This window comes from Acidovorax sp. FG48 (assembly GCF_057809085.1).
In genome coordinates this window covers 555,204-570,847 of sequence record NZ_JBMDJH010000001.1, presented here as the reverse complement: position 1 = coordinate 570,847, position 15,644 = coordinate 555,204, and the positions used below count along the sequence as shown (strand labels likewise).

Annotated in this window: 14 protein-coding genes and 1 riboswitch; of the genes, 7 read left to right on the top strand and 7 right to left on the bottom strand. The window is 68.3% G+C overall.

Features of this window, described 5'->3' with window-relative positions; genetic code table 11:
- Positions 1–8: 8 nt before the first annotated feature.
- Positions 9–110: riboswitch (S-adenosyl-L-homocysteine riboswitch) on the bottom strand.
- An 18-nt stretch (positions 111–128) separates the two neighbouring features.
- Together ACODSU_RS02640 and ACODSU_RS02635 are read right to left on the bottom strand one after the other, a co-directional pair.
- Positions 129–893 (bottom strand): hypothetical protein, encoded by a 765-nt coding sequence (locus ACODSU_RS02640; protein ID WP_488839850.1) that lies wholly within the window; start codon positions 891–893, stop codon positions 129–131.
- 88 nt (positions 894–981) lie between these two features.
- Positions 982–1,437, bottom strand: a complete 456-nt coding sequence (locus ACODSU_RS02635) for a PACE efflux transporter (protein WP_488839848.1) — start codon at positions 1,435–1,437, stop codon at positions 982–984.
- A gap of 74 nt (positions 1,438–1,511) precedes the next feature.
- Here ACODSU_RS02635 and ACODSU_RS02630 point away from each other — a divergent pair, with 74 nt between their 5' ends.
- Complete coding sequence (locus ACODSU_RS02630; protein ID WP_488839846.1) at positions 1,512–2,453, top strand: LysR family transcriptional regulator; 942 nt, start codon at positions 1,512–1,514, stop codon at positions 2,451–2,453.
- Between the two features lie 33 nt (positions 2,454–2,486).
- On the opposite strand, the gene ACODSU_RS02625 is transcribed toward ACODSU_RS02630, so the two are convergent.
- Entirely contained in the window at positions 2,487–3,323 is an 837-nt protein-coding gene (locus ACODSU_RS02625; protein ID WP_488839844.1) for an MBL fold metallo-hydrolase, read from the bottom strand.
- A gap of 98 nt (positions 3,324–3,421) precedes the next feature.
- Between ACODSU_RS02625 and ACODSU_RS02620 the strand changes: the two genes are divergently transcribed.
- A complete protein-coding gene (locus ACODSU_RS02620; protein ID WP_488839842.1) occupies positions 3,422–4,411 on the top strand; it encodes a GlxA family transcriptional regulator in 990 nt (329 codons plus the stop codon).
- 150 nt (positions 4,412–4,561) lie between these two features.
- On the top strand, positions 4,562–5,473 hold the full coding sequence (locus ACODSU_RS02615) for a PPK2 family polyphosphate kinase (protein ID WP_488839840.1): 912 nt from the start codon (positions 4,562–4,564) through the stop codon (positions 5,471–5,473).
- A 57-nt stretch (positions 5,474–5,530) separates the two neighbouring features.
- Here the strand turns inward: ACODSU_RS02615 and ACODSU_RS02610 are convergent, their stop codons facing one another.
- A complete protein-coding gene (locus ACODSU_RS02610) occupies positions 5,531–6,277 on the bottom strand; it encodes a hypothetical protein (RefSeq protein WP_488839838.1) in 747 nt (248 codons plus the stop codon).
- A gap of 279 nt (positions 6,278–6,556) precedes the next feature.
- Between ACODSU_RS02610 and ACODSU_RS02605 the strand changes: the two genes are divergently transcribed.
- The 3 genes from ACODSU_RS02605 to ACODSU_RS02595 all read left to right on the top strand — a co-directional run bounded on the left by ACODSU_RS02605 (position 6,557) and on the right by ACODSU_RS02595 (position 11,385).
- Positions 6,557–7,864, top strand: coding sequence for a Glu/Leu/Phe/Val family dehydrogenase (locus ACODSU_RS02605; protein ID WP_422848344.1), 1,308 nt, complete (start codon positions 6,557–6,559; stop codon positions 7,862–7,864).
- Positions 7,865–8,164: 300 nt separating this feature from the next.
- Positions 8,165–9,853, top strand: coding sequence for a class I adenylate-forming enzyme family protein (locus tag ACODSU_RS02600; protein WP_488839835.1), 1,689 nt, complete (start codon positions 8,165–8,167; stop codon positions 9,851–9,853).
- Positions 9,854–9,861: 8 nt separating this feature from the next.
- Complete coding sequence (locus ACODSU_RS02595) at positions 9,862–11,385, top strand: MFS transporter (protein ID WP_488839833.1); 1,524 nt, start codon at positions 9,862–9,864, stop codon at positions 11,383–11,385.
- Between the two features lie 19 nt (positions 11,386–11,404).
- On the opposite strand, the gene ACODSU_RS02590 is transcribed toward ACODSU_RS02595, so the two are convergent.
- Complete coding sequence (locus tag ACODSU_RS02590; protein ID WP_488839831.1) at positions 11,405–12,574, bottom strand: hypothetical protein; 1,170 nt, start codon at positions 12,572–12,574, stop codon at positions 11,405–11,407.
- 207 nt (positions 12,575–12,781) lie between these two features.
- On the opposite strand from ACODSU_RS02590, the gene ACODSU_RS02585 reads away from it, so the two are divergent.
- Entirely contained in the window at positions 12,782–13,426 is a 645-nt protein-coding gene (locus ACODSU_RS02585; RefSeq protein ID WP_488839829.1) for a hypothetical protein, read from the top strand.
- A gap of 64 nt (positions 13,427–13,490) precedes the next feature.
- On the opposite strand, the gene ACODSU_RS02580 is transcribed toward ACODSU_RS02585, so the two are convergent.
- Positions 13,491–14,201 (bottom strand): hypothetical protein, encoded by a 711-nt coding sequence (locus ACODSU_RS02580; RefSeq protein WP_488839827.1) that lies wholly within the window; start codon positions 14,199–14,201, stop codon positions 13,491–13,493.
- Between the two features lie 67 nt (positions 14,202–14,268).
- A complete protein-coding gene (locus ACODSU_RS02575) occupies positions 14,269–15,639 on the bottom strand; it encodes an SH3 domain-containing protein (RefSeq protein ID WP_488839825.1) in 1,371 nt (456 codons plus the stop codon).
- Positions 15,640–15,644: the final 5 nt, after the last annotated feature.

Here is a 15,644-nt window from a genome sequence, read left to right as displayed (position 1 = left end):
AGCAGAAAAACAGGTGAGCGTCGTTGCGGTGGGGCTTGAATAGCTTGTGGAGTGCCCAAGCCTGACGGCTTCACCATGGCGGTGGGGCCGCTGCAACGCTCCTTGGGCAAGGGGCGGATTTTACCGGGTCAGCGCACCGGCAGGAATTGCAAGAAGGTGCCGCCCACAATGCCCTGCACATAGCTGATGGCGGCGCGGCGGTACTTTTCGGTGGTGAAGGCGGCCAGCAGATCGAGCCGCGCGATGATCTTGCCGAACTCGCGCTCAAAGCTCAGGTTGCGGCCCTGGGCGCCGATCTCGTCGGCCAGCAGCAGGGGCTGGCCCTGGGCGTTGCGGCGCTGCGCCAGCAGCCACACGGCGGTCTCGACGTTGCGCGCGGCGTTGTAGAGGTGCTGGGCGTCCATGCCGTCGAGCAAGAAGAACTCGGTCTTACCGCCGTGGGCGGTGATGATCATGTCGGCCGTGGCATGGATGAAGGCCGCCACGCGGTCGCCTGCGAACTCGGGCGCCAGCGCCATTGCCATGGCAGCGATGTCGCGGCGGCCCTGCAGCGGGGCCCAGGGCTGGCGCTGCAACACGGCGGTGCGCAGCTGCTCCAGCGCCTGCTCGCGGCTGGTGGCGGGGCCTTTACGCCATTCGGCGGGGTTGCGGCGGTAGAGCTTGTCGGCCAGGCGCAGCAGGCCTTCGAGGTTCTCCTGCATGGCCAGGGTGGCCATGCGGTTGGCGTCGGACTGGGCCATTTCGGCGGCATGGGTGGGCGAGCCCTTCACCTCACCGCGCGGCGTGGGGGCGTTGCTGGCACAGCCTGCCAATACGCAGCAGGACACAGCCACACCAGCACACCGGCCCGGCAATCCCCGCAGCAGCAGCAACAACAAAAACGGCCCTCTCATGGGGCCGATTATGGGTGGCGGCTGAGCGCCCCTGCCCGACGGTGAAGGGCGGTTGACATTGGTTGAAGAAGCGCGTCTTGGCCCCTTGCTACGACGCCGCCATGGCCGATGCAGGCAGGCCGAACAGGTGGTCAAACACCCAGTTGAAGACGAAGGTGTAGCCAAGGAAGAACACGATGAGCCCCAGGTCCATCACAAACGCGTGCCACAGGCTCACGCCAAACCACCAGGCAAACAGCGGCACCAGCGTGAAGACCAGGCCGCCCTCGAACCCGATGGCGTGTGCCACGCGCCGCGCCACGCTGCGCCCGCGCACGGGCTGGCGCGCCTCCCAGCGCTCGAACGCCCAGTTGAAGACGATGTTCCAGGCGATGGCGATCGCCGAGGCCGCCACCGCCACCACGCTCGAATGCCCAGCGCCCTGGCCCGTGAGCAGCGCCAGGCCCATCGTGGCGGCGCCAATGGCGATCAGCTCGTACAGGGTCACGTAGATCAGGCGGCGCTTGACGCCTTGCAGGCCAAAAAGAGTCGGTGTCTTGTCCATGGCCTGTACTTTATATTCGCCACACTGACACATAAAGTCAGCTTATTTCAGTTTTATTGATAGATTAAACCGCCATGGCCTTCAACTCCGACAGCGTGCAGGTGTTTCTGACCGTGCTCGACCACGGCTCGTTCTCGGCCGCCGCGCGGGCGTTGTCGCGTGTGCCGTCGGCCGTGAGCATGACCATTGCCCACCTGGAGGCCGAACTGGATGTGCAGCTGTTTGACCGCAGCGGACGCGAGCCCCGCCCCACCGCCGCCGCCCGCGCACTGGAGCCCCAGGCCCGGCTGCTGGCGGGGCAGCTGCAGCAACTCAACGCCCAGGCGCTGGCGCTGACCCAGGGGCTGGAGGAGCGGCTCACGCTGGCCATTGCGCCCGAGCTGCTGGCTGCGCGCTGGACGGAGGCGCTGGCGGCGCTGGCGCAAGAGCACCCGCTGCTGCAGATCGAGGTGCTGGCCGCGCCGCAGGTGGATGCGCTGGCGCTGCTGCACAGCGGCCGCGCGCAGCTGGCGCTGGTGTTTGAGCGGCCCAGCATCGACGGGCGCGAGGGCTTTCAGGAAGTGGGCACCGAAACCCTGGTGGCGGTGATGGCGCCGCAGCACCCGGTGCTGGTGGCCGCCCGCACCACCGCCCAGGCACGGGGTGCCCCACCGGAGAACGCCATGCTGCGCGAAGAGCACCTGACCACCACGCGCCAGATCGTGGTGGCCAGCCGCGACCTGGCGCAGACCGACCCGCGCTTTGTGTTTGCCCGCCACCACTGGCGCACCGACAACCACCTGGCCGCGCTGGGCCTCATCGAAGCCGGGATGGGCTGGGGCTGGCAGCCGCGCGCGCTGGTGCAGTCGCGCATCGAGGCGGGGCGGCTGGTGGAGATGCCGTTCGAGAACCTGAGCAACGGCGCCGCGCTGTGGGTGGACGTGGTGTGGTCCAAGGAGCGGCCGCTGGGTCTGGGCGCTGCGCGGTTTGTGGCGCTGATGCGGGACCAGCGGGCGCTGGAGGCCGAGCTGGCGTGAGTTACAGCCTTTTTAGGCGGTAGCGCTAGTCGATCATGCCTCTGCAGCTACTGAATTCATAGCATTGCTTTTGACGGTGGGCCCGGGGTAGTACCGGCACTCGCCGTCCCCGGGCACCCACAGGCGGTGCGCCCACCCGCCGCGCTGCGCCAGGGCGCGCACCTGGGCGCGGGTGGTGGGGCAGTGGTCCAGGGCCTCCAGGTGGTTGACGACCACCGCGCCGGTTGTCAGCGCGGCGGCCTGCGCGACTTCTGCAGCGTCCATCAGGATGTCGGCGCCCAGGTCAAACCGGGCGCCACCGGCGGGCAGCACGGCCACATCGGGCTGCAGGCGCTGCAGGCAGTCGCGCACCGGGGGCGTCAGCACGGTGTCTCCGGCCAGGTACACGCTGGGCTCGCCCGGCAGCTCCAGCAGGTAGCCGTGGCCGTGCTCCATCAAGCGCGCCACCCAGCCCCGGCCGTGGGTGCAGGCCACGGGCGTGACCTGCCCGCCCAGTGCAAAGGGCTGACGGCCATCGCCCGCCAGCGGCTGCACCTGCAGGCCGCGCTGCGCGAGGTAGGCGGCGTCGTGTGGCATGCAGAAGACGGGAATCTGGCGCTCGCGCAGAAACTGCTTGCCCGCGCGGTCCAGGTGGTCAAAGTGCCCGCGCTGGCAATGGGTGACGAGCGCATGGGTCACGCGCTGCAGCGCCGCGTCGGCCTCGGCGGGCAAATCCACCAGGGGGTTGCGCTGGCGCCGGGTGCCCAGGTAGCGCAGCGCAGGCAAAGTGCCCCGGGGCGCGAGCATGGGGTCCACCAGCAGGCCGACAGGGCGGCCTGCGTGCTGGAACTCCAGCAGCACGGTGGCGTTGCGCAATTGGGTGATGAGCATGGGAGGCTTTCAGTGGAATGGGGTGTTGCCATTGTTGAAAAGCAGGCCTCCCGCGAAAATGGCGCAGATTGACAATTTCTTGCGCTTTTGTGCCACCCATGGTTTCCCCATCCTCCATACCCCAGCCGCCCCTGCGCGTGGCACTGCTGCTCTACCCGGGCTGCATGCCGGCGGGCCTGTTTGCGGCGGCGGACATGGCACGCGCCGCCAACCTGCGTGCGCAGGCCAGCGTGATGGACATCTGCTGGGCAGGTGTGGACCGGTCGCCCGTGCCCACCTGGCAGGGCCCCGCGCTGGCCCCCACCGTTGCGCTGCAGCAGGCTGAGGCCGATGTGGTGCTGGTGCCGGGCCTGTGGCTCTCGTCGCCTGACCAGCTGCAAGCGCCGCTGCAGCAGCTGGTCCCGGTGGTGCAGGCCTTGCGCGCGCTGCCCCGGCGCACGCAGGTGTGGAGCTACTGCGCGGGCGTGGTGCTGGCGGCCGCCAGCGGGCGGCTGCGCGGCCAGGGCGCCACGGCCACCTGGTGGTTGCGCGCCGCGCTGGAGCACCAGTTTGCCCAGGTGGACTGGCGCTTTGACGAGCCGCTGGTGGCCGGCCCCACCGCCACCACGGCCGCCGGGGCCAACGGTTACCTGCCGCTGATGCTGCACGCGCTGGCCGCCCGCCTGCCACCCCAGGCATTGAACGACCTGCAGGAGCTGCTGATGCTGCCCCGCCCCCGCACGGCGCACCCGGCATTTGCCGGGCACGATCTGATGACGCTGGCAGACGCCGACCTGCGCCGCGCCATGCTGTGGGTGCAGCGCAGCCCCGCCACCAACCTTCGACTGCCCGCGCTGGCCCAGGCGCTGGGCCTCTCGCCCCGCACACTGGCGCGGCGGGTGCAGGCCCACACGGGCCTGACGGCGGCCCTGTGGATGCGCCGCATCAAGCTGCGCCAGGCCAGCGAGGCGCTGTGCGACACGCCGCTGCCGCTCAAGCGCATCGCCGAAGACCTGGGCTTTGCCAGCGAGGCCGGACTGCACCGCGCGTTCCGCCAGGCCACGGGGCAGACGCCGCTGGCCTACCGCATGGCGCATGGGGCGCGCTGAGCGGATTCTGCGGCCAGTTTCAAGCCCCACAGGCCTCAAGCGCTAGTGAATCATGCGCTAACAGCTATGATTTTGGTAGCGTCTGAATTTTGAAGGAAGAGGATACTGCGCCCGCGCCGCTGACGTACGATGGCCTATCGAGGAGCCCGCATGAACCACCCGTTTCACAGCAGCAACAAAGACGTGGCCCTGCGCTGGTCGCAATGGCAGCCGGATGCGCCGCAGCATGACGATGACAAGCGGCCCGACGGCCAGCCCGAGCGGCGCAAGGTCGGCAAACACCGCCGCACGGTGTCGCTCAAGGACTGTGACCCGTCGGCCAAACCTTTTTCGCTGGGCGACAAGCTCAGGGACAAGGCCGTGACGGAGTCCATCGCACAGGAGCTGGACACACTGCAGAACCTGTTCTACGCCGACAAGCGCTACAAGCTGCTGGTCATCTTGCAAGGCACCGATACCTCCGGCAAGGACGGCACCATCCGGGGCGTGTTTGGCCGCATGAGCGCGCTGGGAGTGCACGCCGTGGGCTGGAGTGCCCCCACCGAGGCCGAGCGTGCCCACGACTACCTGTGGCGCATCCACCAGAAGGTGCCCGGTGCGGGCGAGATCACGGTGTTCAACCGCAGCCACTATGAGGACGTGCTGGTGCCCGCCGTCAACGGATGGATCACGCCCGAGCAGCACCACCAGCGCTTTGGGCACATCAACGACTTTGAGCGCATGCTCACGCACACCGGCACCATCGTGCTCAAGTTCATGCTGCACATCAGCGCTGACGAGCAGCGCGAACGCCTGCAGGAGCGCCTGGACGACCCGGCCAAACACTGGAAGTTCTCGATGAGCGACATCGAGGCCCGCAAGCAGTGGAGCCAGTACCAGAAGGCCTACGAAATGCTGCTGGCCGCCACGCACACGCCCTGGGCGCCGTGGACCATCGTGCCCGCCAACTCCAAGACCCACCGCAACCTGATGATCGCCACGCTGGTGCGCGAGGTGCTCACCGGCCTGGACCTGCGCTACCCGCCGGGCGACCCGGCGCTGCAGAAGATCCGCATCGAATAGGCCTCAACCCACAGCGGGCCCAGCGGTGCGCGGTGCGGACAAAAACTGCGCAGGCCGTCACTGGCCCGGCGGGCATTCCGGGATACGGCCCCAGGCGTCGCCGCAGAAGTTCTGCCGCGTGCGGGTGAGGCAGCTCGCGCGCGACAGCTCGTTGCCCATGGCCGCGCACTGCGCCAGCGCGCCGCGCAGGCGGGCCAGGCTGTCGCCCGGCGACGGCACGGGTGCTGCGGGGGGCGGCCACGGTGCGTTGTCGGCCGGTGCCACTGTGCGTGGCTTGCCGGTGGCAGGCAGCGATGCCGCATCGGCCACGCGGGGCACGGTGACGGGGGTGAACGGCGGTGCAGAGGCTGCCGCTGCGGCTACGGGCGGGGGGGCGGCAGTGGCGCTGTCTGGTGCAGACGCAGTGGCCGCCGGGCGTGCGCGTTGGGATTCGATGATTTCTTCCACCGGCTCGGGGCGCGCGGGTGCGGACTCGGCAATGGCCGGGATGCTGGGCGCGGCCGCTGGCGCGGCGACAGCCGGGGCGTGCTGCGCGGGCGGCGCAGCATTGGGTCGCCCCAGCAGGTACCAGGCTGCGGCGCCCGCCACGGCCAGCACAGCCACGGCGGCGCCTGCGTAGGCCATGGGTCGCTGGCGCGGCGGGGTGCCGGTGGGGTGCTCATCGTCATCGAACACAAATTCCATCGGCGCCGGGGCGGCGGGGGGCGCCTCTGCCTCCAGCGGGTGGGCGCACTTCACGCACCAGCGCGCCGTCGGGTGGTTGGGCGCCTGGCATTGCGGGCAGGGGGTCTGGGTCACGCTCATGATTTCCCTCTCTTTTTTTTCGTGGCCCCCGCTTTCTGGGGGACCTGGCGCAGCGCCCGGTGCTGCGCCGGGCTGGCTGAGTCTAGGGGCAACCGGTGCCGGGCAAGGGCCGGAGCCAGCGGCCACTATCGCGCCCGCGCATTGCCGCACCGCAGCATGGAATGCGTCTTTGCCGAACTATGCGTCAAATGCATAACCCACAAACACACCGGCCTTGGACAGTGCCCCAGCCCAAGCATAAGCTTCGCAGCCTGAACTGATCCCACAAGGAAATTCACCATGTCAAACCCTGTCGGCGCCCCCGCCGCACAATCCCACCCCCTGCCCTCGTACCTGCAGGCCGACCACCTCGGCCCCTGGGGCAACTACCTGCAGCAGGTGGACCGCGTCACCCCTTACCTGGGCAACCTGGCGCGCTGGGTGGAAACGCTCAAGCGTCCCAAGCGCATCCTGATCGTGGATGTGCCGATCGAGCTGGACAACGGCACCATCGCCCACTACGAAGGCTACCGCGTGCAGCACAACCTGAGCCGGGGCCCCGGCAAGGGTGGCGTGCGCTTTCACCAGGACGTGACGCTCTCGGAAGTGATGGCCCTGTCGGCCTGGATGTCGGTGAAAAACGCGGCGGTGAACGTGCCTTACGGCGGTGCCAAGGGCGGTATCCGCGTGGACCCTAAGAAGCTGTCGATGGGTGAGCTGGAGCGCCTGACGCGCCGCTACACCAGCGAAATCGGCCTGCTGATCGGCCCGTCCAAGGACATCCCCGCACCAGACGTGAACACCAACGGCCAGGTCATGGCCTGGATGATGGACACGTACTCGATGAACGTGGGCGCCACCGCCACCGGCGTGGTCACCGGTAAGCCTGTGGACCTGGGCGGCTCGCTGGGCCGTGTGGAAGCCACCGGCCGCGGCGTGTTCACCGTGGGTGTGGAAGCCGCCAAGCTGACCGGCCTGGCGCTGGACGGCGCCCGTGTGGCCGTGCAGGGCTTCGGCAACGTGGGGGGCATTGCCGCCAAGCTGTTTGCCGAAGCCGGTGCCAAGGTGGTGGCTGTGCAGGACCACACCGGCACCATCTTCAACAGCAAGGGCGTGGACGTGCCAGCACTGCTGGCCCACGTGAAGACCCGTGGCGGCGTGGGCGGCTTTGCTGGCGCCGAAGTGATGAAGGCCGAAGAGTTCTGGGGCGTGGATTGCGAGATCCTGATCCCTGCCGCACTGGAAGGCCAGATCACCAAGGACAACGCGGGCCAGATCAAGGCCAAGCTGGTGATCGAAGGTGCCAACGGCCCCACGACCACCGAAGCCGACGACATCCTGAACGACAAGGGCGTGCTGGTGCTGCCCGACGTGATCGCCAACGCCGGTGGCGTGACGGTGAGCTACTTTGAATGGGTGCAGGACTTCTCCAGCTTCTTCTGGAGCGAGGACGAGATCAACGCCCGCCTGGTGCGCATCATGCAAGAGGCCTTTGCGGGCATCTGGCAAGTGGCGCAAGAGCACAAGGTGAGCCTGCGCACCGCCACCTTCATCGTGGCCTGCCAGCGCATCCTGCACGCCCGCGAAATGCGCGGTCTGTATCCATAAGCCCTCGCCGCCCACCCCCTCGGCCTCGCCCCTTACCCGGGGGAGGCCGTCAGACCACCGCCAGCCGCTGCGATCCAGCCCTGGCGGTTTTTCTTTGCCCTTACCCCGCCCAACCCCCTGCGGCTGTTGCGCCATGGCGACGCGACCATGCCATGCGCCAGCCGTTCAAGAGGCCAAAACGACCGCGCAGCGGCCTCAGAAACCAAAAGATACGTACACATACAAATGGTGATCTTTGCCCCGGACCTTGCGTGAAAAACTGCCTGGACTTCGCATTCACGCCGTCTTCGGGAGATTCCGGTGGCCCTTCCATCCCTGCGCAGCCTGCTGGCGCGCTTTCTGCTCAGCCGCCTGCGCACCGCGCGCTCCGTGGCCCGCCTGGCGTACCGCCTGCACCCCCACAAACCTGCGCTGATCGACCGGCGCGGCACCCTCACCTACGCGCAGCTGCAAGACCGCGTGTACCGCCTGCAGGCATGGATGCAGGCCCAGGGCGTGAAGAAGGGCGACGTGGTCTTCACCTGGCTGCCCGAAACCGGCGAGCAGTACGAAACCCGGCTGGCCACGTTCGAGAATGGCACCATCTTTGCCAGCTTTCACAAGCACCTGCCGGCCGATGCGGCGCTCACCACCATGGGCCGCGTCAAGCCCACGGTGTTCATCCACGACCCGCTGCTGAGCACGCCCATCCTGCAGGCCGTGCGCGAGCAACTGCCTGGCCTGCGCATGCTGGCGCTGGGCGACGAATACGAGCGCGCCCTGGCGCAGCAGACTCCGTCGGCCGGCACGGTCGATGTGCACGAGGACGATGTGTTCGCGCTGCACATGACCTCGGGCACCACGGGCCTGCCCAAGTCCATCGGCTACAGCAACCGCAAGTACCTGGACAGCGTGCGCCTGATCTCGCGCGCCATCGACTTCAAGCCGCCCGCCAACGGGCCGGACGTGAACATGCTGGGCCTGCCGCTCACCGGCCCGGGCTCGGGCCTGGTACTGCCCACGCTGCTGGCGGGTGCGGCGCTGGTGATGCCCGAGGACTTTCGTGCCACCACGCTGGCCGGGCTGATCCAGAAGCACCGCGTGTCGCGCGCTTTCCTGTCGCCCTCGGCCATCATCGACCTGCTGGACGAGCCCACGCTGGGCCAGTACAACCTGTCTTCGCTGACCCATGTGCCCTACGGCTCGGAGATGATGCCCGCGCCCAAGATTGCGGAGGCCATCCGCCGCTTTGGACCCATCTTCCAGCAAGGCTACGGCTGCCTGGAAGCCCTGCCCCCCATCACCTGGCTGCTGCCCCACGAGCACGTGGACGCGCAGGGCCAACCACTGGGCAACGACATTCTCTCCACCGTCGGCCGCGTGATGCCGGGTGTGGACGTGGTCATCCGCGACGAGCAGTTTGTGCCGCTGCCCCTCGGCCAGATGGGCCTGATCACCGTGCAGACGCCGGTGCGGTTTGACGGATACTGGCTGGACCCGGAAAAGACCAGCGAGACCCTGCGCGACGGCTGGGTGGTGATGGGAGACCTGGGCTACTTCGACGCCGCCGGTTACCTGCATGTGCTGGGCCGCAGCGCAGACCGCGTGGTGCGCAATGGCCAGGCACTGAACCCGCGCGAGATCGAAGAAGTGGCGCACTGCCACCCGGCCGTCAAAGAGGCCTGCCTGGTGCAGCATGGCCCCGCCGCCGTGCTGGTGGCCAGCCTGCGGCAAAGCTGGCGCAACGACCGGGGCACCCAGGCCCTGGAGCATGACCTGGCGGAGTTTCTGGTGCAGCACCTGCCGCCCGAAATGAGGCCCGACGATGTGCGCCTGGTCACCGAGATTCCGCGCAGCTTCCTCAACAAGATGCTGCGACGCGAGGTGCGCCTGATGCTGGAGGCGATGCCGCCGCGCAGCAGTGCGGCGCACACGGCACGCGCAGAGCCTGTGGCGGGCCCGATGGGGAAGGCGCCCCAACCTGAAGTCATGGCCTCCGCACACCCATGACAGCGCCCATGAACATGCAGCCCACCCCACAGATCCGCCTGAGCCTGGGTACCAAACTCGGCTATGCCGTGGGCAACGTCGGCCTGCAGATGCTGATTGCAGCCATGAGCTTCCTGCTCATGATCTTCTACACCGATGTGGCCCTGGTGCCCCCCGCCGTGGCCGGTGCGGCGCTGCTGGTGGGCAAGGTGTGGGACACCATCAACGACCCATTGTTTGGCTGGCTGACCGACCGCACGCGCTCGCGCCACGGCCGCCACCGCGTGTACCTGATCTACGGCGCCCTGCCCCTGGCGGTGGTGGCCGCCGCCGTGTGGATGGTGCCCCCGGGCCTGAGCCCCTGGGCAGCGTTTGTATGGATCGCCGTCACCTACACCCTGTTCGACACCGTGATGACGCTGGTGCAGTTGCCCTACCAGGCCATGGCCGCCAACATGACGCAGGACTACGACGAGCGCACCAGCCTCACGGCCTTTGCATCCATGGGCGCCCTGCTGGGCTTTTTTGCGGGCAGCGTGTTCATGCCGCTGCTGGTGCGGGCCGCGCCGGATGCGCGCACGGGCTACGCCCTGGCGGGCGCCTGTTTTGGGCTGGCCGCCGGGGTGGCCGTGGCCGTGGTGGCCTGGCGCGTGCGCGAGCCCGCGGCCACCAGCCACGCACCCGCCACCCCCACCACCGAAGCAGCCGCACCCGGCTGGGCATCGGTCCGCAGCACCCTGCTGGCCACGCTGCGCAACCGTCCGTTTGTGATGCTGGTGAGCGCAGCCGGGCTGGTGCGCCTGGGCCTCACGCTGGTGCAGGCCTCGCTCGCGTATTTCGTCATCTACCAGTTGCAGGGCGACAAGGGCGACCTGCCGCGCTTCATGGGCATCCTGCTTGCGGTGGTGGGCATCTCGCTGTTCGTGTGGAAGCGCGTGGTGGACCGGTGGGAGAAGAACCTGGCCTACATCCTCGGGCTGGTGTTCTGCTGCGCAGGGCTGGTGGCGCTGTACTGGGTGGGTCCGGGCCAGCAGGCCCTGGTGACGGGCATCCTGGTGGTGGTGGGCATCGGCATGGGCGCGCACTGGATCGTGCCGTTTGCCATGGTGCCCGACACCATCGACCACGGCCACATGCAGGCGGGCGAGCGCCAGACCGGCATGTACTACGGCCTCTATGGCCTGGTGGACAAGCTGGCGCGCACCCTGGCCACGGTCCTGGTGGCCGGCATGCTGGAGCTGACCGGCTATGTGCCCAACGTGGCCCAGTCGGCCCAGGCGCTGCAGGGCATCACGGCCATGACGGGACTGCTGCCAGCGCTGTGCCTGGTGCTGGCCATCCCGCTGCTGATGGCCTACCCCATCACCCGCGCCCGCCATGCAGACCTGGTGCGCAGCGTGGGCGCTGCCGCGACGGCGGAGAAGGCCAGTACGACCGCAGTGGCTGCAGTGGCCGCAGCCCCTGTACGCCAGAGCGAACACACCACCCGCCCTGCGTGGGAGCCCTCACGCACCCTGCCCGGTGGTGGGCACGACTTCGCACACAGTCGTTAGAGAACATCCGGGAGCGCCCTCAGGCAGACGGCGCTGGCCCGACCGGTTCGGGCGGCAACACGCCACGCAGCGCCAGACAGAAGGGCTGCGCACACTCAGCGCGCGCTGCGTACGGGCAGCCCACGGTCTCGCACAGGCCCGATTCCCCGTTGCGCGCCCTCGCGTCCTCGCGCGGCACCTGGCCGCTGGCCTGCAGCACGGCCATCTGGGTCCAGGGGTCCAGGCGCCCTGTGGCCTGCTGTAGCATGTCGCGGCCATACACGGTGGCGGCCAGTTGCGGTTGCAGGTCCAGCACCAGCAGCGCGCTGGTGCGCGGCGCGGCGGCATCCATGCCCTGCAACACCAAGGCCATCACCCCCGATTGCAACGCCTGGCCGCCGCCCGCAAAAGGCACCTGCAGCGCGCCACTCGCAGCGGGGGCGCCCGCGCCCAGGCTTGCGCCAGCTGGCACCGCCGCCGCACCCGCAGCGGCAGGCGGCGCCTGGGCCGCCAGCCAAGGCACCGGGGCACGCAGGGTGAGCGCCAGCCCACGCGGCCCCTCAGGCGTCGCCACCACGCCCTGGCGCACCAGCCAGGTTTGCAGCGGCGGCTGGTCCGCATCCAGCGCGCCACTCTCCAGCGCCTGCGCCATGCCCATCGGCCAGGGCTGCGCGGCCACCACGCGCTGCGGCACCCCGGCCTGCGCGGTGACCTGTGCCACCAGGGCACTCACCATCCGCAGCAGCGGTGCGCTGAGGCCCGACGCGGGCCAGGCCGTGCCACTTGTGGCGGAAGCTGCGGACGCCGCTGCATTGGCGGGCGCAGCCGTGGTGGCACCACGCGGCAGCAGCGCCGACGCCCCTGCTGACGCAGCCCGCCCGGCGCCCTCGCCCCTTGCGCCCGGCCAATTGCCATCGGCCCCACCCGCCCGGCGCGGGTCAAAGCCCGCCGCCAACTGCTCGCGTGCCTGGGGCGAGATGCTGGCCTGGTCTGCCGGTGTAGGCAGCGGCCCGCCGGGCGGGCTGGGTGAGGTGACCGAGGGCGGCGGGGCGCTGGGGTCTGCGGTGTGCAACGGCGCGGGGGCGTTGGGTGCAGCGGGTTTGGGCTTGTCCAGCCCCAGCAACGCCGTCTGCCGCTGCAGCGCCGCCTCGGCCAGGAACTGGGCCACGGGCGGCAATGCCGTGCGGGAAGGATCGATGGGGAGGGTCATGCCGTGCTGCCTGGGGAAGGGATGCCCGATTCTGTAGTGATTCGTGCGGCGTGAACAGGCCATGGTGCGAGCAGGCCTGCCACGCGCATCAGCTATCAACTACATAGCAAAAGGTGCAATAAATTCCGACGCTACCGGCATTTTTTGCCCACAATTCGGCTCCACCACCTGCCCTGCAGCCCCTCGGCGCGCAGCCGCCGCCCCACCATGCCCCCGCACACCACTGCCCGCCCCCGCCCTGTTGATCGCCACCCCACGCCCCACACGGGCGTTGCGGCCGCCCTGCTGACGGCCGTGCTGGGCTTCCTGCTGATCAGTGTGTGGATGTATGCGCCGCAATGGGAGCGCGCCTTCCGCTCGGACGGCTCGCCGGTGTCATGGCTGTCGAGTGCGCTGCTGCTGGCGCTCAGCATCACGGCCCTGCGGATGGTGGGGGACCGCGCCCTGCCCCGACTGCTGGGCGCCTGGCTGGCACTTGCGTTTTTTGTGCTGGCGCTGGACGAGCAGTTCATGCTGCACGAGCTGTGGAAGTTCCGCTGCCACGAATGGACCGACGCCTGCCGCTGGGCCCCCGTGCGCGAAGCCCCCATGCTCGCCGTGGCGGTGGTGGGCCTGTTCACCATGGCCTGGCTGCACCGCGCCTTGTGGCACACCGGCACCCGCGCCCTGCTGTGGGCGGGCCTGGCCGCAGGCTGGCTGGCGATTGGCGTGGACCAATGGCCCGAAGTGCAAGCGCACTGGCCCAGTCTGCCCGAGCTGCCATCCCTTCTGGCCACGCTGGAAGAAGGGCTGGAAGTGGTGGCCGAGGCGCTGGTACTGGGGGCGTTGTTGCGTCAGCCAGGGCAGCGATAAGGGGGAGACGCCGTGCAGATCCGCTGGCAGACGGATGAGAGCCATGCCCGACGTTCAGCAGTACTCAGCTGAACTGCTCATAAAACACATCAATCGGGCTCGCGGCGACCTTGGCCTGGAGCGGAAAAATCTCCCAGGGATTTTCAACGCTCATGTCATCAAGGCGAGCCAACAATTGATCCCGCACAGCCGCTTTCACTTCCTGTCGCCAGTTCAAGACCTGGCCCCAGGTTGAACTCCCATTCAAATGCAATGGAAACCGCACGGCTTGCACTGATGCGCTATAGGCCAGAGGAAAGAGTCGCCTGTAGGCGTGAAGGTTGTAGAGCCACGAAACGCCACGCACTGTTGTAGCCATTGGCGCACTTCGCTGAACATGTGCAAACAAGTCGCGCAGGTCTGACATCCTCGCGCCGACGTTCTCAACGGCCAATGGACTGGACTTGAGTCCACTTGGCGGTAGAAAGTGGATGCGCAAGGTACCGGTGGCATCGGGCGGGTCGTACGAGAAGCAGCCAAACGACCGTTCGAGTTCGGGGTAGGAGTGGGGCCGCTGGTACTCGGCACACAAGGCGAGTTGGGCAGCATGGTCACTGCCTGTGCTTTGAACTCTGGCCAAGAAGCGATGCCATTGAGTCTCGCCGGCGTTGCCCCAAAGGTTCAGCCTGCGTCGCAGGTTAGTACAACGGTCAATGGCCACGTCAATTGGAACCGCCGCTTTCACCGCATAGTGCGCGGCAAACTTCAATTGAAGAGAAAAATAACATTCAAGCATTGAATTGGACGGTGACACTGGCTCGCCGACTGCTGCTCCCAGCCGAACGTTGTCCGGCAGCCTCCCCTCACGTGCACTCCTGATCCACCCAATATCCCGCCGGAAACCACTGGCCGTTGATATTGAGATACCAGCGCCATTCAAAGATGGGCTCAAAGCTCATGCCGCCCGGCGAAGGGGTGTCGATGCGCAGGATGTCCGCCACGCCGTCGCGGTCCAGGTCCATCTCATGCACCATCACGGCGGTGTTCTTGCGCTGGGGCTTGTCCCGAATGGGCGGGTCGGCGGGCTGCATCCAGCTCGTGGCGTAGCGCCGGGTCTTCACCTTCACCGCGTCCGGCGGAAGCTTTGCGGGCAGCACCAGGCGGGTCAGTACCTGGGCACTGTCGGACAGCTTGGCATAGCCGCGCACAGGTTGGGCTTCTTCACCAGGGTCCTTGAACCCACGGCCGGGGTAGTGGCCGCCGCAGTAGTGGTCTTCGTTGCTGATGTCCCAATAGCGCTTGCGGACGGTATGGGCACCCACCAGACCCTTGTGGGTGATGGCATAGAGGGTCAGCGCGGGTGCGAAGGCCTGGTCGGCAGTGCCCACGTCCCAGAAGCCGGTGATGTACTCGATTTCGGGACCACTGTGGCGATTGAACCGCCCCACGGGCACACCGGTAGGGATGACGCTGATGCGGGTGCCCGCCACGGCAGCCAGGCCGTCGGCATCGGTCTCGTGCAGCAGGGCCACGCTGGCGTGGGAGCGAAAGTACGAAGGGGCGATGGCTGGCAGCGTGGGCGGGGCGGCCAGGGGTGCCACGGCAGGGATGTGGTCCACGGCACGGGTGGCCAGCTTCAGGTCATCCAGCGGGTTGACGGGGCGGCCCCGGTCGATTTCCTGCTCGGGCCGCAGCACCACGCCAGCGCGCATGAGCTTCTTGGCGGCTTCCCACTCTGCTCGGGTGGGGTACTGCACCGGCATTTCATGCGCGTGGCTCTTGGCCAGCGCGGGCAGCTGCAGGGCCGGCGGGCGCGGCAGAGCGTTGCCGTAGGCACGCAGGCGATTGGGTGACGGTGCGACCCAGAAGGCTCGGGCGGCGTCCTTGCCTGCCTGGGCCAGGGTGAGGGGCTGGTCGGCCAGCAGGTTGCAGGCCACATGGGCTTGCAGGGGCTCCGCCAAAGGCGGGCCCAGCCGGGCATCGCCTGCGTAGAGCACGGCACACCAGCCGTCGCGCTCGGTGAGCTGTTGCAGCGCGGTGTTGGCGGGCACCTGGGCCACGATGCGGGCCGAGGACTGGGCCGACTCGCGCAGGTTGACCCAAGAGCCCTGCACGTAGCGCTGCTTGGCAGGAGCGACGGCTGGGGCCTGGGCGCTGGCACCGCCAGACAAAGCCACACCAAGCACAGCAGCCGCAACCACCCGGTGGGGGCTGCATTCAAAAAGAGTTGTCATGCGGG